Source organism: Cellvibrio mixtus subsp. mixtus J3-8 (genome assembly GCF_000766945.1).
Taxonomy (GTDB): domain Bacteria; phylum Pseudomonadota; class Gammaproteobacteria; order Pseudomonadales; family Cellvibrionaceae; genus Cellvibrio; species Cellvibrio mixtus_A.
The window spans coordinates 637290-658571 of the sequence record NZ_KN266207.1 but is presented as its reverse complement, the minus strand read 5'-3'; the positions used below and the strand labels follow the sequence as shown (position 1 = coordinate 658571).

Sequence of the window (21282 nt, the reverse complement as noted above, 5' to 3'; positions counted from 1 at the left end):
AGACTATTCTGCCAATAAAAAATGAACACCCGCTATACATGTATTTAAAGACCTGTAACTCCCTGAATATATCCCGAAAAGAAATCGGGATAAGACGAGTAATTTAATGTGCAGCGAAACCGGGCAATTGCGCAAATAATGCAATGGTGGATTTTCTGCTTTCAGACAAATCCACCAATGGCGCCGGATAATTACCCAATGCTGGCGGATTATGAATTTGCCGGTTAGACAGATGGGCAAGCTCTGGAACCCATTGTCGAATAAATTCACCATTTGGATCAAAACGCTCAGATTGGCTGACAGGATTAAAAATGCGGAAATACGGTGCTGCATCTGTACCAGTGGATGCACTCCACTGCCAGCCGCCATTATTGGCCGCAAAATCCCCATCTACCAATTGCGACATAAAATATTCTTCTCCCAATCGCCAATCGATTTGGCAATTTTTAGTGAGAAACATGGCCACAACCATGCGCAGCCGATTATGCATCCATCCGGTTTCATTTAATTGACGCATGGCAGCATCAACGAGGGGAATACCCGTTCTACCTTCACACCAGGCGTTAAAAAAAGTTGGGTTGTAACTCCAGGGAAATGCTTCTGTATGGGCTTGCATTGCTTTGCGCTTGCAAACTTGTGGAAAATCGACAACGACATGCTGATAAAACTCTCGCCAGATAAGCTCACCTATCCAGCAGTTTGCCCCGGCATTTCCCCCTTCCCATTCACCGCGGGTAAAAGCCAACACCGCCGCGATTGCCTGGCGCGGTGAAATTGATCCAACAGCAAGATATGGCGATAGTGTCGAGGTTCCATCAATCGCAGGAAAATCCCGTTGATCCTGGTAGCGAGTTATGGACTTTTCGATAAATAAATCAAGGCGACGATATGCTTCCTTTTCTCCTGCGGGCCACAGTTCTGATAAATCCCGTAAATCATGTGCCGTAAATAATTGATCGATTTCTTTTATTGAGGCGCGTTTACTATTTATTACCGGCTGTACGGGCGGCGCGCCATAAGGTTTCATATTTACCGGGATCACGGTTTGCAACCATTTCTTTTTAAATGCAGTGAATACTTTATAAGGATCGCCCTGCCCATTGCGAATCATACCCGGCGGCACTATGCAGCGATCATGACAACGTTTTACCAAAATTCCCTGCTCACGCAGCAGTTGGTTTACTGACTGATCACGATTGAGTTCATTAACCGGGTATTCAGCATTAAAAAACAAATGGCTCACATTTAACTGCTGCGCCAGCCGTAGTAGTGCTGGTGCAATTTCTGCTGGTTTGGTTACATGAATTACCTGAAGGGAAATGTTCAATGCAGCCAGATCATTCACAAGGGTATGCAAATGGCGGCGCACAAAATCCAAGCGCACCGGTGCGATGGAGTGCAGGCGAACATAGGCTTCACAATGAACGTAAACAGCAACAACACCCTGTCCGATTTCAGCAGCTTTAAACAATGCGGGGTTATCATGTACCCGCAAATCATGGCGAAACCACACCAACGCTGTCATTTAGCACCCATTCGTTTCTTTATCCGGCGAATTGCAAATCCCATTAACGGTAAATGTTCATATACCATGGAACCTGCATCATAATAATCGCGGTGGTAATACACTTTATCTTTATACAAAAAGTGCGAATTTCCGGTTAACTCCAGGGCTTTTCCACCAATAAGTTTTTTATGGCGATAATGCATGGTCCAAAATAACATAGCCTCGCCGCGTTCGGGCATTTCCATTGAGTGATGAAATTCAAAACGGCATTCCAATAAATTCACCATAGATTCACTGAAATACTTTTGCAGTTCAGATAAACCATTTACTGCATTTAATGGATTGCGAAATTGGATATCTTCGCTGTAAACATCAGCCAGGTTACCTAGTATTTTTTTATCGAAACGCAAATAAACATTTCGAATTTTTTGCGGAACACTAAGGGGAAGTATTGGAGCATTGTGGGTCATAGTAACGAGTTATCCCTTTACTAATTGATTAATTGTTGCCTGGATTTGTTGCATCGTTGCGCAGGGATGTACTGCTGCGCCCTTATCCAAACCCAACGCTGGATACAGCGACGCCAGATTCCCCGCCAACACAATGGGCATAGCATTTTTTTCTCGCCATGACGTCAAGTGTAGCTGCAACTCAGTGGCATTGAGGGCTCCATACCCCACCAAAACGATTATTTTTGCATGCAATGCTTCCGCGCAAAGCTGAGCCTCTTTCAAATCCAGATGCCCCAAATATTCCGCTTGAAATTGATGCACCAGGCAATTGTAATTTATCAGTAAAGATTCAAGATCGCTTGAATAGAGCGGATTGCAGGGTAAGGACACCAATAATACTTTTTCACCGTGCGCCACCTGACGCTGCCTGTATATGGCAGCCTGTAAATGTTCCTGTAATACATTGAAAAAGAATGCATGTTGCGCGGCCTGCCCAAGGGCATTTCCCTGCAAACCTTTGATTAATGGCACCAGCAAATAATCGGCAACCATATCAACAGGATAAAGCGCAAAAACATCGGACAGTACATGTTCAAGGCGCGGGCGATGAAAGGCATTAATGTGTTGATAAATTTGTGCGGCCAAATCCTCCCACACTGAATCAATTTCCTCGATACAGTCATGCAGTTTTTTTTGTGCGAGCAAAGCCTTTACCTTACTAATCGCAACTCCCCGGCTTAACCAGAGTTGAATTTCCTGGACCCGTTGGACATCGTCGTGAGTATACAAGCGGTGGCCTTTGGACGTGCGCAGGGGGACTAACAATCCGTAACGTCTTTCCCATGCACGCAGGGTTACAGTATTTACACCAGTTACACGGGAAATTTCGCGAATGGGAACCAAATTCGGCTCCGCAATCTCTGTTAACAATGCTGTCGCCATCTCAATCTTCAATAATGTGGTTACGTAAACCCAAATATTCCGGGTGCGGAGACCAGAAGGTTTGGGATTTTAAATAGGGATTGTCCAGCTTGATCAAGTGATGCTTAAGCAGGGTCAACGGAACAACAAGGGGTACATGACCTGCCTTATAAGAGTCAATTAACTGGGACAGCTCTTGTTTATCCTGAGTATCCAAAATCGCTTTCAAATAACCACGAAGATGCATCATTGCATTGGTATTGCCTTTGCGGGTGGCGTGATGCGTTAGGGCTTCCATAAACAGCTGAAAAAATTCTTCGCTGCTTTTGTGGATATCGCGCGCGGCGAGGTTGGAAAGATAGCGCCCGATTGCAAAGTAACTGGGCACATGATGGGCCATAACCTGATATTTATAGCGAGAATAAAACTCAATCAATTTTTTTGCTGTGGGTTCAGGGGCGATGTGCGTTTTGAAATCGTAATAGGCAAAAACCCGGGCCAGGAAATTTTCTCGCAGACCTGCATCATTAAGTCGCCCGGCCTCTTCCACGGGCAATAATGGCATTAGCTCCATAATTCGCTTGGCGTAAGCGCCCCGCCCTTCGCGATCAATAGAATTTCCATTGGGGAGATAACGCTTTACACCAAACACACCGCAACTGGGAGAGTTTTGAATGAATACGTAGCCGCAAATATCAGGCATTTGTTGTACGACTTTTTCAGCATGGGCAGCCAAGGCCCCGGTTACATCCAAATCCGGGTTTTCTATTCCTCGTACACGGGTTTCCCCATCCTTAATAACCAGACGTATTGGCTTGCGTGGAATACCCAAGCCGATGGCAACTTCCGGACAAACCGGGTGAAACTCCACCACCTCCGCCAGCACATCCATCAAATAACGATTGCGCTTATGGCTACCGTCATAGCGAACTTTTTCGCCCATCAAGCATTGGCTAATACCAAGAGGAATTTTGGCCATACAAAACCTATACACGTTTTAAATATTGTATAAGTATTAACGCATAAAATTGTACAAAACAAGAAAAATGTATAAGTTTTAAAATCAAGGATATGAAGAAGAACGAAAAAGGCCAGAATGAGAGGTACAAAAATCAATCAGATATTGCATTAATAACAATAGTTAACTTATTGAATAACAATAAAAATTACTTATAAAAAAGCCGGGGATTAGCCCGGCTTTTCAAAAATCACTTATCGCGTCGGTATTTCAATATCTTCGAAAAGCTCATCCAATTCAGCCCTTGAATGACGATTAAAGGCCTCGTTAATAATGTCTTTGGTCAAGTGTGGTGCAAACTTCTCAATGAAGTCATACATAAATCCACGCAGGAAAGTACCGCGACGGAAACCAATTTTGGTAACGCTGGACTCAAACAAATGGCTTGCATCCAAGGCAACCAAATCCGAATCGCTAGTATCGCTATAAGCCATACTAGCGATAATACCTACACCTAAACCAAGACGAACATAAGTTTTAATGACGTCGGCATCAGCAGCAGTAAATACAACCTTTGGTGCCAAACCACGGTTAATAAAAGCTTCATCCAGTTTGGAGCGACCGGTAAACCCAAACACATAAGTTACGATTGGATACTTGGCTACCTCTTCCAATGTCAGGTTGGACATCTGGGCCAATGGGTGATTTTTAGGAACCACAATACTGCGATTCCAACGGTAGCAAGGCATCATAATCAGATCACTAAACAGCTCCATCGCTTCAGTGGCGATTGCAAAATCCACCGTGCCATCAGCCGCCATTTCAGAAATCTGCATTGGAGTTCCCTGATGCATATGCAAGGAAACCTCGGGATACTGCTTGATAAACGAACCAATTACCGGTGGCAACGCATAACGCGCCTGGGTATGGGTAGTCGCTAACGTTAAGGTGCCTTTACGTTCATTACTGAATTCCTGGGCAACTTGTTTAATACTTTCAACTTTGCGCAGGATTTCACCGGCAGTTTTCAAAATCGCCTCACCCGCCGGGGTAATGCGGGTTAGATGTTTACCACTACGGGAAAAGATTTCTACACCTAACTCATCTTCCAGCAAACGAATTTGCTTACTGATGCCCGGTTGGGAGGTGTAAAGGCTTTGTGCAGTCGCTGACACGTTTAGGTCATGATGAGCGACTTCCCAGATATAACGCAGTTGTTGCAGCTTCATAAGCCCTCCGAATGGCTCACTCACTGGGGTATTTGCCAGGGGCAAGCACCGGTAACAAAAACCCTGGAAACCCAGAGTTATAAAATCATTCAAGTTTATTCATAAAGAGAATAGAACAAAACAGGACCTTATGCCTAGCAATTATTAATTGTGCTACAGGCGGGTCTTGTTACAACTTTAGACTATATCCCGAAAATTCAAAGTTTTTACCGGGGATTATGACAAAAATAGTAAAAAATACCCCGTTTAGCCCCTACCTTGGGTATATACATAACAAAATGCGCCGATCAGGATGGTTGGTGATTGGCGATCCCATGGGGCACATGACCGGTTGGAACATGCTCACGAGCCGATTCGCAGTGCATTTTTTGATCATCAAAGAAGACGTCTGCGCCGTAAGCTTTCAGGAACGTTCCTTTGGATAATCCGCCCAAAAACAGCGACTCATCAATACGGATGTTCCATGCTCGCAATGTCCGGATAACGCGTTCATGGGCAGGTGCCGAGCGCGCAGTTACCAATGCTGTGCGAATGGGGCAGTTTTCTCCAAATTCTGCTTGTAAACCATGTAAAGCAGACAGGAATTGCTTAAATGGCCCACCCGTTAGCGGTTCTTTGGCTGATGCTTTTTCGCTTTCAGTAAATGCGGATAAGCCTTGCAACTTATAAACACGCTCTGCCTCATCGGAAAAAATCACAGCATCGCCATCAAAAGCAAAACGCAACTCATCTTCGTTTTCTATCTGACTGTTGGATGCAATTAAAGTTGCTGCTGCCATTCCATGGTCCAACGCCTGTTTCACATCATCCGGTTCTGTCGATAAAAATAAATGACAACCAAATGCCGAAGCGTAACGATAAGGAGATGTTCCGCCGCAAAATGCAGCACGACTGATTTTTAAACCGTAGTGTTCAATGGAATTGAATACACGCAATCCGGTATCTGCACTATTGCGCGATAGTAAAATCACTTCTACACGCGGCTCACCACCTAAGCGTTCATTTAACCGCAAGAGCTTTTGAACCATAGGAAATGCATCACCGGGAGCAAGGATTTCATCCTCATGGTCAATTTGATATTGGGCATAAGCAGCCAATCCCTCATTGATATATACCTGATGACTTGCATCCAGATTAAACAGTGCACGCGATGAAATCGCGATCACTAATTTATCGCCAAAACCTTTAGGCATTTTTCAACGCTCCACTAAACTGTTCCAAGCCTGGTTGCACCTAGAACAGTAATTCAAATTTATCCATATCCAAATGCGCAGGAAATTTTTCTCGATATTCCTGTAAACGCTCAGCATAAAGCTCAACCGAAATTAGCTCCGACTCCTGGCTGGTGGCAATCACTTCACCTGCCGGACCGTAAACTGACGAATCGCCCGCATAATGTTGCTCAGCTTCATCCATGCCGACACGATTTACACCAACAACGTAACTTAGATTTTCAATCGCACGCACCTGCAGCAAGCGGTTCCAATGCAATGCACGCGCACTTGGCCAATTGGCCACATAAATCGCAAGATCATAATCATTACGATTGCGACTCCACACCGGGAAACGCAAGTCGTAACAAATCAATGGCAGAATTCGCCAACCTTTCAATTCGACCAGCAAGCGCCTGGAGCCCATCGCATAACGGGTATGTTCGCCTGCCATGCGAAAAAGATGGCGTTTATCATACTCCGCATAGGTTCCATCAGGGCGCATCCATACCATGCGATTAAAATAAATATCACCTTCTTTAACAACAAGGCTCCCGGTAATGACCGCCTGATGCTTCACCGCTTGCGCATGCATCCATTGATAAGCCCGCCCGCCAACGGCTTCCGCATAATTGCGCGCACTTGCACAAAAGCCCGTTGTAAAAACCTCCGGCAGGACAATCAAATCAGTTGAAGAAATTGCATTCATTGCCTGGGAAAAATGGTCCAGGTTCTTTTGGGGATCATTCGGGGTGATGGTTTGCTGAACTAAAGTGACTTTAAGGTTTTCCATTTCAACCAGCCTCGTTTTCGATAACGGGATACAACCAGCGATAACAGATGGCGAAAGCCAACAAGGAAGCCAAAGCCGACAATAAAAATGTCGATGATGCACTATAGTCCCATAATAGCCCGCCAATCAATGCGCCCGTAGCACCGCCAGCACCAAAACTGAACGAGCTATATAGCGCCTGCCCCTGCCCCTGGTGTCCCCCCTTAAAATAATTTCTTACCAATTCAATCGACACCGAATGGGCAATACCAAAGCTGCACGCATGTAACAATTGCGCCATTAATAAAACGATTAAAGAGTCGGCACAATATCCGATTAACATCCAGCGCAATGCAGTCATCAATAAACAAAACAAAAATAAATGACGCAAGTTAAACCTGCGCAATAAACGGGGCATCACAATAAAAATGGCAACCTCGGCCAGAACTCCCAACGCCCACAATAGACCAGTTGCCGTGCTGCTATATCCGTAATTTTCAACCAGATACAAGGTATAAAAGGTGTAATAAGGTCCATGGCTCAACTGCAACAAGAAGCTCGCGGCTAAAAAACATAACATCACCGGCTGCGAAATTATGGATAAAAATCCTGCTGATGACCCGCTATTTTTAGTGGTGCTTTTATCTTGCAAGCTGAGGCTGGACAACCAGATGAGAATCAGAAAACTTAAAATAAACAGCGGCAGGAAACGAATCGGCAATACATCGAACACCAGCCCCAAACCAATCACAGCCGACATAAAGCCAAGCGATCCCCATAAACGGATTTGGCTGTATTTGTGATAATTTCCAGAAAGATAGCCCAGGGTGATAACTTCAAATTGTGGCAGTACTGCATGCCAGAAAAACGTATAGCAACTCACTACAAGAACCAGCCACCCGTAACGCTGGTCCAATAAAACGCCGGCAAAAATCAACGCTGCGAGAAAACTCCCGTAACGAATAATACGCAAGCGTTTGCGTGTATGATCTGCAAGCCAACCCCAAAAATTCGGCGCGAGGATGCGGGTCGCCAAAATAATTGCGCTAATAATGCCGACATCTTGCGAGGAATATCCGAGAGACTTCAGGTACACTCCCCAATAGGGAATTAATGTACCGACCACAGCGAAATAAAAAAAATAAAATCCGGAAAGGCGCCAATAAGGAATAATAGTTTGCGCAGCGGGCAGAGACATAAAGAGCAACGGAGATGAAAGGTGGATTTCACACTGGCTGCCTGTTCAATGCAGCCAGTGTGATTAATCGTTATTTAACACTGGGAGGGATTACCGGGATCGAATGCTTTACTGCACCATTTTGCCCGCGGTGACGCAGCAAATGATCCATCAACACCAACGCCAACATGGCCTCAGCAATAGGTGTTGCACGAATACCAACGCAAGGATCGTGGCGGCCTTTAGTAATCACTTCAACAGGATTGCCGTTCACATCCACACTGCGACCAGGAATGTGCAAGCTTGAAGTCGGTTTTAATGCGATATTGGCAATAATATCCTGACCGGAAGAGATTCCGCCCAAGATACCGCCCGCATTATTGGATAAAAATCCTTCCGGGGTAATTTCATCACGGTGCTTGCTGCCGCGTTGCTCTACCACAGCAAAACCTTCGCCAATCTCTACACCTTTTACCGCGTTAATGCTCATTAACGCGTGGGCAATTTCTGCATCCAGGCGATCAAAAATCGGCTCACCTAATCCCGGAGGAACATTGGTTGCAACGACTGTAATCTTTGCACCGATGGAATCACCCTCTTTATTCAGGGCTTTCATAAATTCTTCCATTTCAGGCACTTTGCTTGCGTCCGGACAGAAGAAAGGATTTTGATCAACCTGATCCCAATCCACAGTTTCAATTTTTATTGGTCCTAACTGCGATAAATAACCGCGCACTTCAATGCCGTGAAAATCTTTCAAATATTTTTTTGCAATTGAACCTGCTGCAACACGCATCGCAGTTTCACGCGCAGATGAACGGCCGCCGCCTCGATAATCACGCACACCATATTTTTGCATATAAGTGTAATCAGCATGCGCCGGGCGGAATTGGTCTTTGATATTTGAATAATCCTTGGAGCGTTGATCGGTGTTTTCAATCACCATACCAATTGGCGTACCAGTGGTTTTACCTTCAAATACGCCAGATAAAATTTTAACCAGATCCTCTTCGCGGCGCTGGGTTGTATAGCGTGAGGTGCCCGGCTTGCGGCGATCCAGATCAATCTGGATGTCTGCCTCAGTCAACTCCAGACCAGGTGGACAACCATCCACAATCGCGCCCAATGCAAGGCCGTGACTTTCACCAAAAGTGGTAACCGTAAATAATTTTCCGTAGGTATTGCCAGACATAAGAATCAAACACCGGATAAATGAAAAATAGGCGCCAGTAAAAAGTAGATGCAAAAAAGTTGGTGGATTATACGTGACTTGACCGGAGCGCGCACTGCGCTAAATAAGCCCGTGTTTGCGAGCACTACGCAAATCCGCAGCATTGAGTACAAAGACCCCATGGCCCCCGCGTTCAAACTCGACCCAGGTAAATGACAATCCAGGGTAAGCCTCCTCCAATGCTGGCCAGGAATTACCGACTTCGACCACCAGCACACCATTTTCGGTGAGATGATCCGCTGCTTCCGCCAATAAACGACGCGTGAAATCCAACCCATCCACACCGGAGGCCAACCCCAATTCTGGTTCAGCATGATACTCCTGCGGCAAACTGGCCATATCATCTGCGTCGACATAAGGGGGATTGGAAACGATCAAATCAAAACGTTGGCCAAGCAAGCTTTCAAATAAATCTGACTGTAAGGCAAACACCCGATCAGCCAAATCATGCTGGTGGATATTCTCTTCGGCCACCGCCAAAGCATCGAAGGAAATATCGCTTAATTGCACCTCTGCATCAGGAAAGGCGTAGGCACAGGCGATACCAATACACCCACTGCCCGTACAAAGATCCAGGATCTGTTGCGGCTCTGCACTCAGCCAGGGCGCAAATTGTTTTTCAATCAACTCGGCGATTGGCGAACGCGGTACCAATACCCGCTCATCCACTACAAAAGGCATACCGGCAAACCAGGCCTGACCGGTGATATAGGCCGCAGGGATACGTTCCTCAATTCGACGCTGGATATTGGCGACCACCCGTTCCTTTTCCGCTCGCGTCAGGCGCGCATCGAGCCATTCATCAGCGAGTGGCGGATTCAAATGGAGCGCATGCAAAACCAATTGTTCGGCTTCGTCCCATGGGTTATCAGTCCCATGGCCGTAAAAGAGTTTAGCGGCAACAAACTCACTGGCAGCCCAGCGGAAAAAATCGCGGATACTTACCAGCTCAGTAATGGCTTGGGCGAAATCTGGTGAAGAATTGGTCATGGTCGAATCCAACAACACTGAAAAGGCAGCCATTCTACCCAATTAATCGGGATTTATGTTTTCGTGATCGGCACTGAACGCGGTAAACTGTACTTCGTTAAACGTTAGCGACCACCGCCGCAAGTGGCACATTTAAGAGACGACAGCCCATGAGAGAACATTTTGCGAGCATTATTTCCAGCATCGGTGAAGACCTGAACCGCCCTGGCCTGCTCGACACACCGGATCGCGCCGCCAAGGCCTTTCAATTTTTAACCCGCGGTTACAACCAGACATTGGACGAAATAGTAAACGGTGCGCTTTTTCCTTCGGATTCCGAAGAAATGATTATGGTGAAAGATATTGAGCTCTATTCACTGTGCGAGCATCACCTCCTGCCCTTTATTGGCAAGGCACATGTTGCGTATATCCCGACCGGAAAGGTATTAGGCTTATCGAAAATCGCGCGCATCGTAGATATGTTTGCCCGTCGCCTGCAAATCCAGGAACAACTGACAGTACAGATCGCTGAAAGCGTTCAGGAAATTACCGGCGCTTCCGGGGTTGGCGTTATCATCGAAGCAAAACATATGTGTATGATGATGCGCGGTGTAGAAAAGCAAAACTCGTCGATGAAAACATCCGCCATGCTAGGCAGCTTCCGCACCAATCAAGCCACACGTAATGAGTTCTTATCATTATTACGCTCATAAAATACCCGAATCAGACAGCACCATAAAAAAAGCCGCTTGAAATATGAAGCGGCTTTTTTTATGGTAATTCTATATCAACGATTTATTTAATTCGCACCACTTCCACGCGCGCATTTCTGTCCCCTCGTCCCGCCGGTGCCAAACTACCCAAACCATAAGTTGTCATTCGCGATGCGGTCACGCCTTTTTCCTGCAATGCAGCTTTGAGTTGATCGGCATAAACCCTGGATTCCTTCTGCTGTTGAGCCAGGGTGACCGGCATATAGTCGTGACCAACGATAGCAATATTCCAATCAGATTTTTGTGTAAGTACATCAATCAACGCTTGCAAATGCGCGGACTTGATTTGAATACGGGGATTACCTTTTTCATCTTGCCCTACCAAATCAGGAAACACATAGTAACCACTGGTATCGAATGATTTGATAATGGACTCCGGACTTGCTGCAATTCCGAGCTCGATCAACTTATCGATATGCAAAATTTCCAATTGCATATACACACGTTTGTTACCGCGCTGTACAGCGTAAATCGCTACATAAAATGGTTTATCTTCTGCGGTTGTTACTTCATAGGCACCGTAATATTGAAATTGGTCCAAGCCATAAAGCTGCAAGATTTTAAAATGATTGTTAGCCCAGGAGTTACTGGTTCCGCAATCACGGCTTTTACAGTGAAATAATTCGCGAAAATTAAAATTTTGCAATTGGTCCAGGTAAAAATCAAAACCGTTTTTAGCACTATGCCCTTCTGGTAATTCCAGGGTAAAGCGCTCAAGGTCTCCACTTAAGCGTTGCTGGCGATCCAATCGCCAGGCGCCAGCGACTTTTTTATAGCTTCCCAACGCAAATATATATTCATCAGTCCGGGCCTTGCTTTCAAAAAGTATCCGCGCATTGTGGTAGGTTTGTAATTCCAGCTTTGCGGCCGTAGCAGAAGCAGCAATTACAGAAAAAAGTACAACAGTTAACAGACGAAACATGATCATTGGCTTACTCGTGTGATCGCATTATTTTTTTGATTCAGCGTCGATAAACGCAGTAAAGAATTCATTCAACTTTGCTGCAACAAGGTCAACTTCTTGTTCCATATGGAGGTGATGCCCGCCCTCCAGTAATTCATAACCAATATGTGGAAAGCGGGCGACTTCATTTAAATAATTCGGGTACAGTTTGGGCAACCCGTCAGTTGCTAACAACAACCTGACTGGCATATTAATATTGTTTACAAACGCCGCGAGTTGCTCACGTGCCAGACGGATAATAGAAGGTGCAAGCAAACGCGGATCCGTACTCCAGGAAAAACCATCACTTTGCGCAACGACACCGCGCTCGGTTAATGCTTTTGCCGCTTCATAACTGAGAGGAAACATACCGCGTTCCCGCGCTTTGATAGCGACTTCCATATCCGGATAAACGGATGGCGATTTTTGTTTCTGGTTACGCAACCCGTTGATCGCCCTAGCCAATTGTTTGGGGGCGTCTTCTGCCGGAGCCGCTTCCGGCAATAACCCTTCAACAAGCCCCAAACATAAAATACGCTCGGGGAATGCACCGGCAGCCAGCGTGCTAATAATCGCTCCGCGCGAATGCCCCAGAAATGCAAAGCGCTCCCAACCTAAATAGTCCGCAATTGCAAATAAATCACAAATATCATCCCATGGAGTGTAAGCCATATGCCCCGGACGACGATCACTACGCCCATGGCCAGCCAAATCGACGGCGACAATGTGCAGATTCTTCAATCTCGGTGCCAATGCATAAAAGCTGGAGGAATTGTCCAACCAGCCGTGCAGAGCTAATACCGGTAATTGATCAGGTGTTCCCCATTCCTGGGCGGCGAAGTTCATTCCATGAACATTAAGTTGCAATTCACGAGGAAATTGTGAAGACAGCATGGCAATGACACTCGTGAATAATTAATTACCCGAAAATAGAATCAAGCGTGATCCAGCCACAACAACTCACCCATATCAACTGCAACTACGGAAGTCCGTATAGCAGCGAGCGAGCTTGTACCCATTGGGTAATATCCAGAAGATTTGCCGCATAGCTTATTAACCAGCTCACCCACAAATGGTTGATGACTTACCAGGAGTATAGACAGGTTTTGTTGATCAATAGACTGTAACCAATTGATCGCAGCAGCGGGGCTTGCCTCGGGAATTATTAATTCTGACGTGCGTATTTCTAATGCTGGAAAATAACTTGTTGCAATAACCGCAGTTTGCTGCGCTCGAACCAATGGGCTTGCCCACACTTGCGTAATTGACTGCAACTCAGCCAGACGGCCAGCAATTATTCGCTTGGTGTCCTCGCGCCCCTTAGCGGTAAGCTCGCGAACTTCATCTGTCGTTTTTTGAGGCTCGGCCTGGCCGTGGCGCAAAATAAATAGGTCCATTTATTCCGTCGCTTTTTCCGGGGCATTATTATCGGATAACACTGCTGGCGCAGCAGCCTCAGGTGCGTCAACAGGTTCGGGATTACTTACAGGCCAATCAGCAAATGGAAATGGTTTTTCTTCACTGCTGTAGCACAAAAATTTAAGCACATCATAAATGTAGGTTGATAACGAATGGCCGAATCGACGTAAGTGTTGATTATCTTCACCGGTAATTAATGAAAATAAAAATTGCACTGCAACAATCACCCACATCACTAAACTAGCTAACTGTAATACCGCTGCAAACAACAGCATAAACACTAACCGCAACCAGTGTTTACCAGACGTTAAGTTAGATTTAAGTTGTTCGTTATCCATCATTTTTTCCCCAAAAATTCAACATCGTTAGCTTGTTCGCCAACCATCAAGCCATGCGCCACGGCACTGATTGCCTTACCTTGAAAAAGTACCGCATAAAGGCCCGTAACCAAAGGCATGTACACTTGTAATTCGTCAGCCTTTTGTTTTACCTGACGCAATGTATTCACACCTTCCGCAACCTGACCTAAAGACGCAACAATTTCATCCAGGTTTTTTCCCTGTCCCAACGCAAAACCAACACGGTAATTACGGCTTAAATCAGAAGTACAGGTAAGAATTAAATCACCTACACCGGCAAGCCCTAAAAATGTCATAGGATTTGCGCCCATGGTTTGGGCAAACCGCCCCATTTCTGCCAGACTGCGCGTTAGCAGCATCGCCTGGGTATTGTGGCCCGCACCCAAGGCTGCCGCCATGCCGCAGATAATAGCGTAGATATTTTTCAAGGCACCGCCCAATTCCACGCCATATCGATCATGGTTTGCATATACACGAAATGTGGGTGACTTTAGCGTGTGTTGGACAATGTCGATAACAGATTCGTTCTCGCTGGCGATTACAGTACCTGTTTGTTGCTGCTGTACGATTTCTTTCGCGAAATTAGGACCACTCAATACACCGATAGGATTATCCGGTAATTCCTGCTCCAGAATTTGACTCATTAGAGTAAAACCACCTTCGGGCTCAATACCTTTGGCAGTGCTTACAATAATAGTGTTTTCAGCCAACATTGATTTTATTTGGCGAGTCACATTGCGAAATGAATGACTGGGGATCGAAACAAATATCAGATCAGCGCCAGCAACAGCTAATGACAAATCAGCGGTAACAACCAATTGTTCATTGAGGGTGTATCCGGGAAGATAACGTTCATTCTGTCGCATTAATTGACATTTTTGTGCCTGCTCTACAGAACGCATCCACAGGCTGGTCTGATGGTTATTGCAGGCAATGATGTTGGCAATTGCCGTACCAAAACTGCCACCGCCAAGCACCGCCACCTTTAATCGTTTACTCATAATTTAATCCAGACTTCAAACAAGGAATCATGTGCAAAAAACCGTCACTTGTTACGTAAAAAAAAGATACGAAACACTCAAACTGTAACTTTTTTGCACAAAAACTTTCATCAAAATTTTGTCCACATTTTCTGTGGATAACTTAGTGGATAGTTTTTGGGAAACTGTTCCCAGGGCCCATAAAATCTGCCCCACGCACAGATTGATCAAAATTTGACCATAAAAAATAATTCCTTTTAAATCATTATGTTACATAAAAAAACCCGATAAAAAGTTCAATTTTTCGCGTTTTTGATCAACCCTTAAACGACCTTGGCGCTGAAGCACTGGAGGTGTGCATAAAGAGTTAGTGATCATTAACCTTAAAGCACCCATAGACACGAAATATTCATATTGCAAGCTAATTTCACACAAAAATTTTGCTTCATTTTGATTCGAAAATAGTAGCGCAAATCATCATCAGGGAACCTTAATCGATGTATCTCTAAAACAGATTAGGTACCAATTATCTATTGGCGCACAAACGCACCGTAACTACCATCAGCATATAGCAGTGGATTCACCTCTGCTCCATTAATAATCACCTTATGGATGGCACCAATTATTATCTTATGGGTTCCATAGGTAGTTACCTGGTCAGTTTGACAAATGAATACAGCTTCAGAATCGCCCAATATCGGCAAACCAGTATCATCCTCTTCCCACTGCCCCACTTCAAAACGATCCCGGGAAGGTTCACGCCCCGCACAAAGATTGGAAACATGTTTATGACTGACGGAAAGCACGTTGATGGCAAATTGACTTCCTTTGGTTGCTAGATGCCCCTGTTGCGACACTTGCTGATTAATGCAAACCAGCAAAGAGGCCGGAGAATCAGAGACTGATGTCACAGAAGAAACCGTCATTGCAAAACGTTGATTATTAGGCAAGCAGGTTGATAACACACAGACACCGGATGCTAACCGGCGCATACCCAACTTCATCGACACGGCTAATTTATTGTTTTGCATAAAAACTCCAACAAAGTAAGTGCTTATTCTGACTAGCTAAATAAGGTCACACAAGCCTGGGTAGTGACACTACGCAGCATAAAACGACCAAGCTCTCAGGGTCGCATAGTTCACTGGAATGGGAGCAATAGGCAAAACACAATAATAAAAATCAATAAAGGCTATCGGCCTGGTTATTTTTTGATATTGACGTAATTGAAATCCTCAGTAGTAACGCTTCTTGAAATTACAATCCAGAGTTCTTGAGCCTCACATTGAATGCTCCTTGCGCAAGCTGATTAGATTTTAGCTGAATGCGCTAAATATTTTATTTTGCTGCATTTTTTTCGTTGACGAGCTTAAATCACGTCGCTATTATGCGCACCACTTGAAACGCACTGAGTTTCAAGTCGTCGGAGTGTAGCGCAGCCCGGTAGCGCGTCTGTTTTGGGAGCAGAATGTCGGGGGTTCGAATCCCTCCACTCCGACCATTTTTTTCATCGAACCTGCGAAGGTTTAATTCCAGCATGTGCCCGTAGCTCAGCTGGATAGAGCACCCGCCTTCTAAGCGGGTGGTCGCAGGTTCGAATCCTGCCGGGCGCGCCATACTGGGTAGTTATTACAACCCGCTTTTCACTCAAAAGAGTTTAAAAGTGAGAGCAATCTCGGTGTGGATATTTTTTCTCGCTATGGTGGCTGTAGCTCAGTTGGTAGAGCCCTGGATTGTGATTCCAGTGGTCGTGGGTTCGAGCCCCATCAGCCACCCCATATTTTCTCCCCCCTCAAAAAAAATTGTTTTAAATTCACTACATCTATTCTTGTAAGCTCCAAAATTCCACCCGCATTATCAATACCAATCAACATTACATTGCGATTGTGGAATCACAAGAGGATTACAAAAATGATTATTTTTAAAGCAGAAAATACGAGAGAAAGCTAACATTAATTATTGTGAAGAAAATCCAAAATTTCCCTCACAATAATTAAAAGCAATATACGCAAAAGACTAGCGCCATAAACCGATCTATTTAATCAAAGAAGTTTTCACATTTAACATATACCGCCACATCCTCACACGCCGTTTTATGGCCGTAGTACCATAAAAACACTATGCCGATTGCGATGACAATTCCAACCACCGTAATCATCCTTACAGATTTTCTTACCATATCCTGATATCTCCCGTTAAAAACCACATAGGAACTGAAACCTTATGCGGTGCATTGGTAATAAAATTGCTGCTCCCTATTAAGAGTGACTCACTTACCATTTGGTTCATTGATTAAATTTCCTTGGCGGTACATAGTTGCTGTGGGAAAATGCCATCTATTTCATATCAACTTTTCTTTCACATTGCACAGGTAATTAGCGCCCATGTCTGCACTCGTATTGGATGGCAAAGCCCTTGCCGAAAAAACCGAACAGGAACTCTCTGCACGTGTTACTGCGTTAAAAGCACGCAGTAATGGCCAACAAACCCCCATTCTTGCAACCATTCTCGTTGGCGATGATCCAGCCTCAGCAACCTACGTAAAAATGAAAGGCAATGCTTGTACTCGCATTGGTATGGAGTCTTTGAAGGTAGAGCTTCCTTCAACAACAACAACCGAGCAATTGCTGGCCAAAATTCAGGAGCTGAATAACAATCCGAATGTTCACGGAATATTGTTGCAACATCCAGTCCCCCATCAAATTGACGAACGCTTATGTTTCGATGCAATCAATGCTGAAAAAGATGTAGACGGCGTAACCTGCCTGGGCTTTGGCCGTATGAGCATGGGTGAGGAGGCTTACGGCTGTGCAACACCAAAAGGAATTATGCGTTTATTGGAAGCTTATGGAATTGAGTTGGCCGGCAAGCACGCTGTTGTCGTAGGCCGCAGCCCTATTCTGGGCAAGCCAATGGCCTTAATGCTTCTAAACGCTAATGCGACAGTCACTATCTGCCATTCACGCACACAAAATTTACCGGCATTGATTAAACAGGCAGATATATTGGTAGGTGCTGTTGGCAAACCGGAATTCATTAAAGCTGAATGGATCAAAGACGGTGCCGTCGTTGTTGATGCCGGCTATCATCCTGGTGGTGTTGGTGATATTGAGTTAAAACCATTAGTTGATCGTGTTGCAGCTTACACTCCGGTTCCCGGTGGTGTTGGACCAATGACAATCAACACCCTGATTTATCAAACCGTGGACTCAGGCGAAAAGAAAATCGGTTGATGGTTATTCCTAATTCGTTCAACCTTATTGATAACGTTGTATTTTTTAAGGAGTAAAAAGATGCGCCATGTAATTATGTTAGTAGGTATATACACAATGAGCAGTAGTGTTTTTGCTGCTGAACCAGTGAAATATAATTGTACATTGAATAATGCCGAGCGAATTATTGAAGTAAATTACAGTAGTGACAAAACAGTACCTTGTACAGTTAACTACACCAAGGATGGAGCAACACAAAGCCTTTGGACCTACGAGACCACAGAAGGGCAATGCGAAGCAAAAGCCGCTGAGTTCACCGAGAAACAAAAATCCTGGGGCTGGAATTGCACAGAAAATACAGAGGCCGCACCTACAGCCCAGTAACAGCCAAGCTTTGTCGCCCTCAAAAAAGCAGGCTCATGCCTGCTTTTTATTTTCGTGGGATTGAATTTTAATTGCGCACCAATGTTATTTATTTGTGGTATTTAAATGCCTGAATACTTACCCATTATTTACCGCGATGACTATCTAGTCGCTATCAATAAACCCAGTGGGTTACTGGTACATCGCAGTGAAATTGATCGCCACGAAACGCGCTTTGCGATGCAGCTGGTACGCGATCAAATTGGACAACAAGTATTTCCTGTTCATCGGCTTGATAAACCCACCGCTGGTGTCCTGGTATTTGCATTATCGGCTGGCATAGCAAAAAAAATGGGTGAAATTTTCTTTCAGCATGATCTTGAAAAAATATATCTCGCGCTAGTGCGAGGCCATGCACCTGATGCAATAATCGTAGATCACCCACTCATAGAAGAACTGGACAAATATACCGATAAAAAAACACGCAGTAATAAACCAGCACAAAATGCACTGACAGAGTTTAAAACACTGGCAACAATTGAGCTGCCATTTAGTGTGGATAAATATCCTTGCACTCGCTATTCGTTGGTAGAATGCAAACCTAAAACGGGCCGCAAACATCAAATTCGCCGCCACCTGAAGCATATCAGCCATCCAATTATTGGTGACGCTAAACATGGGAAAGGAGTCCATAATCGTTTTTTTCAAAACCAGTTTAATTGTAGTGGGTTAATGCTAGCTGCCACCGAATTACACCTTCGCCATCCAATTACACAAACGCCGTTAAAACTTATTGCGCCGCTAGAAGAAAAATTTTTACATATACTGGGTGAATTTGATTGGCGCAATGCAGTACCTTCTTCATGGCTGGAGCCTTTTTAATGCGCCTTGACAAATTTCTAAGCCAATACACAGATTATTCACGTTCGCAAATCCAGCAACTTGTTAAAGCTGCACGTGTAACTGTAAATAATGAAGTTGTCCGTAAAGCGGATATCAAATTACGCGGCGATGAACAGGTAAAATTAGATGGTCAACTTATCGTGGCATTTGCCTATCGTTACATTATGCTGCACAAACCATTAGGGTACGTATGCGCTAATAACGATAGTGAGCATCCCGTTGTGGTAGATTTATTGGATGTTCCGCGCAAGCAAGACTTACAAATCGCAGGCCGCCTGGATATCGATACTACGGGCCTGATTTTGCTAACAGATGATGGCCAATGGAATCACCGTATCACTGCACCGAAACAGGAATGCTCCAAAACCTATCAGGTCATCACTGCTGAACCAATTCAGCAAGATGTTATTTCTTTATTTGCCCAAGGCGTGCAGTTGCATGGTGAGAAACATTTAACTCGACCCGCGCACCTGGAAATACTCAGCTCTCATTCTGCGCGCTTGCAAATTCATGAAGGAAAATACCATCAGGTAAAACGTATGTTTGCTGCGACAGGTAACCGTGTTATACAACTACATCGGGAAAGCATCGGGAATATTAAATTGGATTCGCAACTCGCACCCGGAGAATACCGCCCTTTGAATGAAATTGAGATACAGGAAAGCACACAATGAGCGATCAGGCACTGGACTGGATAGTGAACGCCCTTCACTTAAATATTAAAAAAAATGATCGGCAATTTGTTTGGTGTACCGATGAAAATGCGTTAAATGGTTTGCCAAGTTTACCGCACTCGAATTTACAAGTAATTACCAATCGTTGGGATATCGCTGAACAGGCGAAAAGTCGTCAGTTACAAATACAATTTTCCGATTTTGATTTTAATCATCAAGGCGACTGCACGTTAGATGGTTTTTTTTATCGAGTGTCAAAAGAAAAGCCGTTAGTGCATCATTTATTAAATCACGCATGGCGCTGTTTAAAAATCGGCGGCGAGCTTTGGTTATCCGGTTTTAAAAATGACGGAACCAAAACCTATATCGAAAAAATTGCCGCGCTCTTGGGTTGCGAAAAATCCATCAAAAAAAATGGTCAGGTCTATAGTGCGCAATTAACTAAACATGCCCATTTCGATTCACAACAACAACTGGATACAAACGATTACGATTTAATCCGCCCTATCTCGACCCATTCCGGTTTGAACCTGGTGAGCAAACCCGGCTTGTTTGGCTGGAATAAAATTGATGCGGGCAGCGCATTCTTGATTGCTCAATTGGACAAGGTTTTTGCCAATCGCCCTGCCCCACAAACTTGCCTGGACTTGGGGTGCGGTTACGGCTATCTCTCAATTGCCACTGCTAACCATAAGATTGCCGCAGGAATCACACGCTGGGTTCTGACCGATAACAATGCCGCAGCCCTGCAAATAGCCAGGGAAAACCTGCGAATCAACCAAATTGATGGGCAAGTTGTCGGTGCAGATGCAGGCTCCGGCCTTCAAACCAAGGCAGACCTTTTGTTGTGTAACCCCCCTTTTCATCAAGGCTTCAGTGTTGATGGAGACCTGACGGATAAATTCCTGGCAAATGCCCGTCGCCTGCTGGCCCCAAATGGGATTGCTATCTTTGTGGTGAACCAATTTATCCCATTGGAGCGCAAAGCCGCTTCACTCTTTAGGCAAATAAAGCCCCTGGCCGATAATGGCAGCTTCAAAGTAATAGGCCTTTCCCTATGAAATGAGCCTTGCCCCAGCAGGTTTTGCCCAGCAAAAATACAGCCTGGGGAATTAATAGACAGCTTTGAATTCATTGGTATTTTTTCAGGGAAAAGGTGTTAAAAAAGGGTTGACCAACTAAAACTGCCTCTATATGATGCGCACCACTTCCGCAGAGGAAGTCACCGA

General features: G+C 44.9%; 22 protein-coding genes and 3 tRNA genes. 9 read left to right on the top strand and 16 right to left on the bottom strand.

Going from position 1 to position 21282, the window contains the following annotated elements; all coding sequences use genetic code 11:
• Positions 1 to 103: 103 nt before the first annotated feature.
• The 10 genes from phrB to prmB all read right to left on the bottom strand — a co-directional run bounded on the left by phrB (position 104) and on the right by prmB (position 10448).
• Entirely contained in the window at positions 104 to 1525 is a 1422-nt protein-coding gene (gene phrB / locus A596_RS07885) for a deoxyribodipyrimidine photo-lyase (protein WP_039913571.1), read from the bottom strand.
• On the bottom strand, positions 1522 to 1977 hold the full coding sequence (locus A596_RS07880) for a nuclear transport factor 2 family protein (protein ID WP_039913568.1): 456 nt from the start codon (positions 1975 to 1977) through the stop codon (positions 1522 to 1524). The genes phrB and A596_RS07880 overlap by 4 nt, the downstream gene beginning before the upstream one ends.
• A gap of 9 nt (positions 1978 to 1986) precedes the next feature.
• The gene (locus A596_RS22025; RefSeq protein WP_052417335.1) at positions 1987 to 2901 is read right to left on the bottom strand and encodes a MerR family transcriptional regulator; all 915 of its coding nucleotides are present in this window, start codon (positions 2899 to 2901) and stop codon (positions 1987 to 1989) included.
• Position 2902: 1 nt separating this feature from the next.
• Positions 2903 to 3859, bottom strand: coding sequence for a YbgA family protein (locus tag A596_RS07870; protein WP_039913567.1), 957 nt, complete (start codon positions 3857 to 3859; stop codon positions 2903 to 2905).
• 233 nt (positions 3860 to 4092) lie between these two features.
• On the bottom strand, positions 4093 to 5067 hold the full coding sequence (gene cysB / locus A596_RS07865; RefSeq protein ID WP_039913565.1) for an HTH-type transcriptional regulator CysB: 975 nt from the start codon (positions 5065 to 5067) through the stop codon (positions 4093 to 4095).
• Positions 5068 to 5354: 287 nt separating this feature from the next.
• Complete coding sequence (locus tag A596_RS07860; protein WP_039913564.1) at positions 5355 to 6260, bottom strand: 5'-nucleotidase; 906 nt, start codon at positions 6258 to 6260, stop codon at positions 5355 to 5357.
• A gap of 40 nt (positions 6261 to 6300) precedes the next feature.
• A complete protein-coding gene (locus A596_RS07855; RefSeq protein ID WP_039913561.1) occupies positions 6301 to 7071 on the bottom strand; it encodes an amidohydrolase in 771 nt (256 codons plus the stop codon).
• Position 7072: 1 nt separating this feature from the next.
• Positions 7073 to 8248 carry an MFS transporter gene (locus tag A596_RS07850; RefSeq protein WP_084128138.1) on the bottom strand — a complete coding sequence of 392 codons (1176 nt, stop codon included), beginning with the start codon at positions 8246 to 8248 and terminating at the stop codon, positions 7073 to 7075.
• Between the two features lie 70 nt (positions 8249 to 8318).
• Complete coding sequence (aroC, locus tag A596_RS07845) at positions 8319 to 9419, bottom strand: chorismate synthase (RefSeq protein WP_039913560.1); 1101 nt, start codon at positions 9417 to 9419, stop codon at positions 8319 to 8321.
• A 99-nt stretch (positions 9420 to 9518) separates the two neighbouring features.
• Entirely contained in the window at positions 9519 to 10448 is a 930-nt protein-coding gene (gene prmB, locus A596_RS07840; RefSeq protein ID WP_039914451.1) for a 50S ribosomal protein L3 N(5)-glutamine methyltransferase, read from the bottom strand.
• Positions 10449 to 10597: 149 nt separating this feature from the next.
• On the opposite strand from prmB, the gene folE reads away from it, so the two are divergent.
• Positions 10598 to 11140, top strand: a complete 543-nt coding sequence (folE, locus tag A596_RS07835; protein ID WP_039913559.1) for a GTP cyclohydrolase I FolE — start codon at positions 10598 to 10600, stop codon at positions 11138 to 11140.
• A gap of 82 nt (positions 11141 to 11222) precedes the next feature.
• Here folE and A596_RS07830 read toward each other — a convergent pair whose 3' ends face one another.
• The 6 genes from A596_RS07830 to A596_RS07805 all read right to left on the bottom strand — a co-directional run bounded on the left by A596_RS07830 (position 11223) and on the right by A596_RS07805 (position 15932).
• Positions 11223 to 12128 (bottom strand): DUF4892 domain-containing protein, encoded by a 906-nt coding sequence (locus tag A596_RS07830; RefSeq protein ID WP_235425645.1) that lies wholly within the window; start codon positions 12126 to 12128, stop codon positions 11223 to 11225.
• Between the two features lie 21 nt (positions 12129 to 12149).
• The gene (locus A596_RS07825; RefSeq protein WP_039913558.1) at positions 12150 to 13037 is read right to left on the bottom strand and encodes an alpha/beta hydrolase; all 888 of its coding nucleotides are present in this window, start codon (positions 13035 to 13037) and stop codon (positions 12150 to 12152) included.
• Between the two features lie 41 nt (positions 13038 to 13078).
• Positions 13079 to 13540, bottom strand: coding sequence for a phosphohistidine phosphatase SixA (gene sixA, locus A596_RS07820; protein WP_039913557.1), 462 nt, complete (start codon positions 13538 to 13540; stop codon positions 13079 to 13081).
• Positions 13541 to 13900 carry a DUF4389 domain-containing protein gene (locus A596_RS07815; RefSeq protein ID WP_039913556.1) on the bottom strand — a complete coding sequence of 120 codons (360 nt, stop codon included), beginning with the start codon at positions 13898 to 13900 and terminating at the stop codon, positions 13541 to 13543.
• Positions 13900 to 14922 (bottom strand): NAD(P)H-dependent glycerol-3-phosphate dehydrogenase, encoded by a 1023-nt coding sequence (locus A596_RS07810; RefSeq protein ID WP_039913554.1) that lies wholly within the window; start codon positions 14920 to 14922, stop codon positions 13900 to 13902. Before A596_RS07810 ends, A596_RS07815 begins: the two co-directional genes overlap by 1 nt.
• 509 nt (positions 14923 to 15431) lie before the next feature.
• Positions 15432 to 15932 carry a flavin reductase family protein gene (locus tag A596_RS07805; RefSeq protein ID WP_039913553.1) on the bottom strand — a complete coding sequence of 167 codons (501 nt, stop codon included), beginning with the start codon at positions 15930 to 15932 and terminating at the stop codon, positions 15432 to 15434.
• Positions 15933 to 16325: 393 nt separating this feature from the next.
• On the opposite strand from A596_RS07805, the gene A596_RS07800 reads away from it, so the two are divergent.
• The 8 genes from A596_RS07800 to A596_RS07765 all read left to right on the top strand — a co-directional run bounded on the left by A596_RS07800 (position 16326) and on the right by A596_RS07765 (position 21114).
• Positions 16326 to 16402, top strand: a tRNA-Pro gene (locus A596_RS07800).
• 38 nt (positions 16403 to 16440) lie between these two features.
• A tRNA-Arg gene (locus A596_RS07795) sits at positions 16441 to 16517 on the top strand.
• Positions 16518 to 16603: 86 nt separating this feature from the next.
• A tRNA-His gene (locus tag A596_RS07790) sits at positions 16604 to 16679 on the top strand.
• Positions 16680 to 17285: 606 nt separating this feature from the next.
• Positions 17286 to 18134 carry a bifunctional methylenetetrahydrofolate dehydrogenase/methenyltetrahydrofolate cyclohydrolase FolD gene (gene folD / locus A596_RS07785; RefSeq protein ID WP_039913552.1) on the top strand — a complete coding sequence of 283 codons (849 nt, stop codon included), beginning with the start codon at positions 17286 to 17288 and terminating at the stop codon, positions 18132 to 18134.
• 60 nt (positions 18135 to 18194) lie between these two features.
• Positions 18195 to 18497, top strand: a complete 303-nt coding sequence (locus tag A596_RS07780; RefSeq protein ID WP_039913551.1) for a hypothetical protein — start codon at positions 18195 to 18197, stop codon at positions 18495 to 18497.
• Positions 18498 to 18602: 105 nt separating this feature from the next.
• On the top strand, positions 18603 to 19358 hold the full coding sequence (gene truC, locus A596_RS07775) for a tRNA pseudouridine(65) synthase TruC (RefSeq protein ID WP_039913549.1): 756 nt from the start codon (positions 18603 to 18605) through the stop codon (positions 19356 to 19358).
• Positions 19358 to 20053 (top strand): 16S rRNA pseudouridine(516) synthase RsuA, encoded by a 696-nt coding sequence (rsuA, locus tag A596_RS07770; protein WP_039913548.1) that lies wholly within the window; start codon positions 19358 to 19360, stop codon positions 20051 to 20053. The genes truC and rsuA overlap by 1 nt, the downstream gene beginning before the upstream one ends.
• Positions 20050 to 21114 carry a class I SAM-dependent methyltransferase gene (locus tag A596_RS07765; protein ID WP_039913547.1) on the top strand — a complete coding sequence of 355 codons (1065 nt, stop codon included), beginning with the start codon at positions 20050 to 20052 and terminating at the stop codon, positions 21112 to 21114. The genes rsuA and A596_RS07765 overlap by 4 nt, the downstream gene beginning before the upstream one ends.
• Positions 21115 to 21282: the final 168 nt, after the last annotated feature.

What these genes read in the sequence shown, in the direction of transcription:
- truC (WP_039913549.1), top strand. Translation starts at nt 18,603, where the DNA reads ATGCCTGAATACTTACCCATTATTTACCGCGATGACTATCTAGTCGCT.
- rsuA (WP_039913548.1), top strand. Translation starts at nt 19,358, where the DNA reads ATGCGCCTTGACAAATTTCTAAGCCAATACACAGATTATTCACGTTCG.
- A596_RS07825 (WP_039913558.1), bottom strand. Translation starts at nt 13,037, where the DNA reads ATGCTGTCTTCACAATTTCCTCGTGAATTGCAACTTAATGTTCATGGA.
- A596_RS07855 (WP_039913561.1), bottom strand. Translation starts at nt 7,071, where the DNA reads ATGGAAAACCTTAAAGTCACTTTAGTTCAGCAAACCATCACCCCGAAT.
- A596_RS07805 (WP_039913553.1), bottom strand. Translation starts at nt 15,932, where the DNA reads ATGCAAAACAATAAATTAGCCGTGTCGATGAAGTTGGGTATGCGCCGG.
- A596_RS07870 (WP_039913567.1), bottom strand. Translation starts at nt 3,859, where the DNA reads ATGGCCAAAATTCCTCTTGGTATTAGCCAATGCTTGATGGGCGAAAAA.
- prmB (WP_039914451.1), bottom strand. Translation starts at nt 10,448, where the DNA reads ATGACCAATTCTTCACCAGATTTCGCCCAAGCCATTACTGAGCTGGTA.
- A596_RS07765 (WP_039913547.1), top strand. Translation starts at nt 20,050, where the DNA reads ATGAGCGATCAGGCACTGGACTGGATAGTGAACGCCCTTCACTTAAAT.
- A596_RS07780 (WP_039913551.1), top strand. Translation starts at nt 18,195, where the DNA reads ATGCGCCATGTAATTATGTTAGTAGGTATATACACAATGAGCAGTAGT.
- aroC (WP_039913560.1), bottom strand. Translation starts at nt 9,419, where the DNA reads ATGTCTGGCAATACCTACGGAAAATTATTTACGGTTACCACTTTTGGT.
- cysB (WP_039913565.1), bottom strand. Translation starts at nt 5,067, where the DNA reads ATGAAGCTGCAACAACTGCGTTATATCTGGGAAGTCGCTCATCATGAC.
- A596_RS07880 (WP_039913568.1), bottom strand. Translation starts at nt 1,977, where the DNA reads ATGACCCACAATGCTCCAATACTTCCCCTTAGTGTTCCGCAAAAAATT.
- A596_RS07860 (WP_039913564.1), bottom strand. Translation starts at nt 6,260, where the DNA reads ATGCCTAAAGGTTTTGGCGATAAATTAGTGATCGCGATTTCATCGCGT.
- A596_RS07850 (WP_084128138.1), bottom strand. Translation starts at nt 8,248, where the DNA reads ATGTCTCTGCCCGCTGCGCAAACTATTATTCCTTATTGGCGCCTTTCC.
- A596_RS07810 (WP_039913554.1), bottom strand. Translation starts at nt 14,922, where the DNA reads ATGAGTAAACGATTAAAGGTGGCGGTGCTTGGCGGTGGCAGTTTTGGT.
- A596_RS22025 (WP_052417335.1), bottom strand. Translation starts at nt 2,901, where the DNA reads ATGGCGACAGCATTGTTAACAGAGATTGCGGAGCCGAATTTGGTTCCC.
- phrB (WP_039913571.1), bottom strand. Translation starts at nt 1,525, where the DNA reads ATGACAGCGTTGGTGTGGTTTCGCCATGATTTGCGGGTACATGATAAC.
- A596_RS07815 (WP_039913556.1), bottom strand. Translation starts at nt 13,900, where the DNA reads ATGGATAACGAACAACTTAAATCTAACTTAACGTCTGGTAAACACTGG.
- A596_RS07830 (WP_235425645.1), bottom strand. Translation starts at nt 12,128, where the DNA reads ATGATCATGTTTCGTCTGTTAACTGTTGTACTTTTTTCTGTAATTGCT.
- folE (WP_039913559.1), top strand. Translation starts at nt 10,598, where the DNA reads ATGAGAGAACATTTTGCGAGCATTATTTCCAGCATCGGTGAAGACCTG.
- folD (WP_039913552.1), top strand. Translation starts at nt 17,286, where the DNA reads ATGTCTGCACTCGTATTGGATGGCAAAGCCCTTGCCGAAAAAACCGAA.
- sixA (WP_039913557.1), bottom strand. Translation starts at nt 13,540, where the DNA reads ATGGACCTATTTATTTTGCGCCACGGCCAGGCCGAGCCTCAAAAAACG.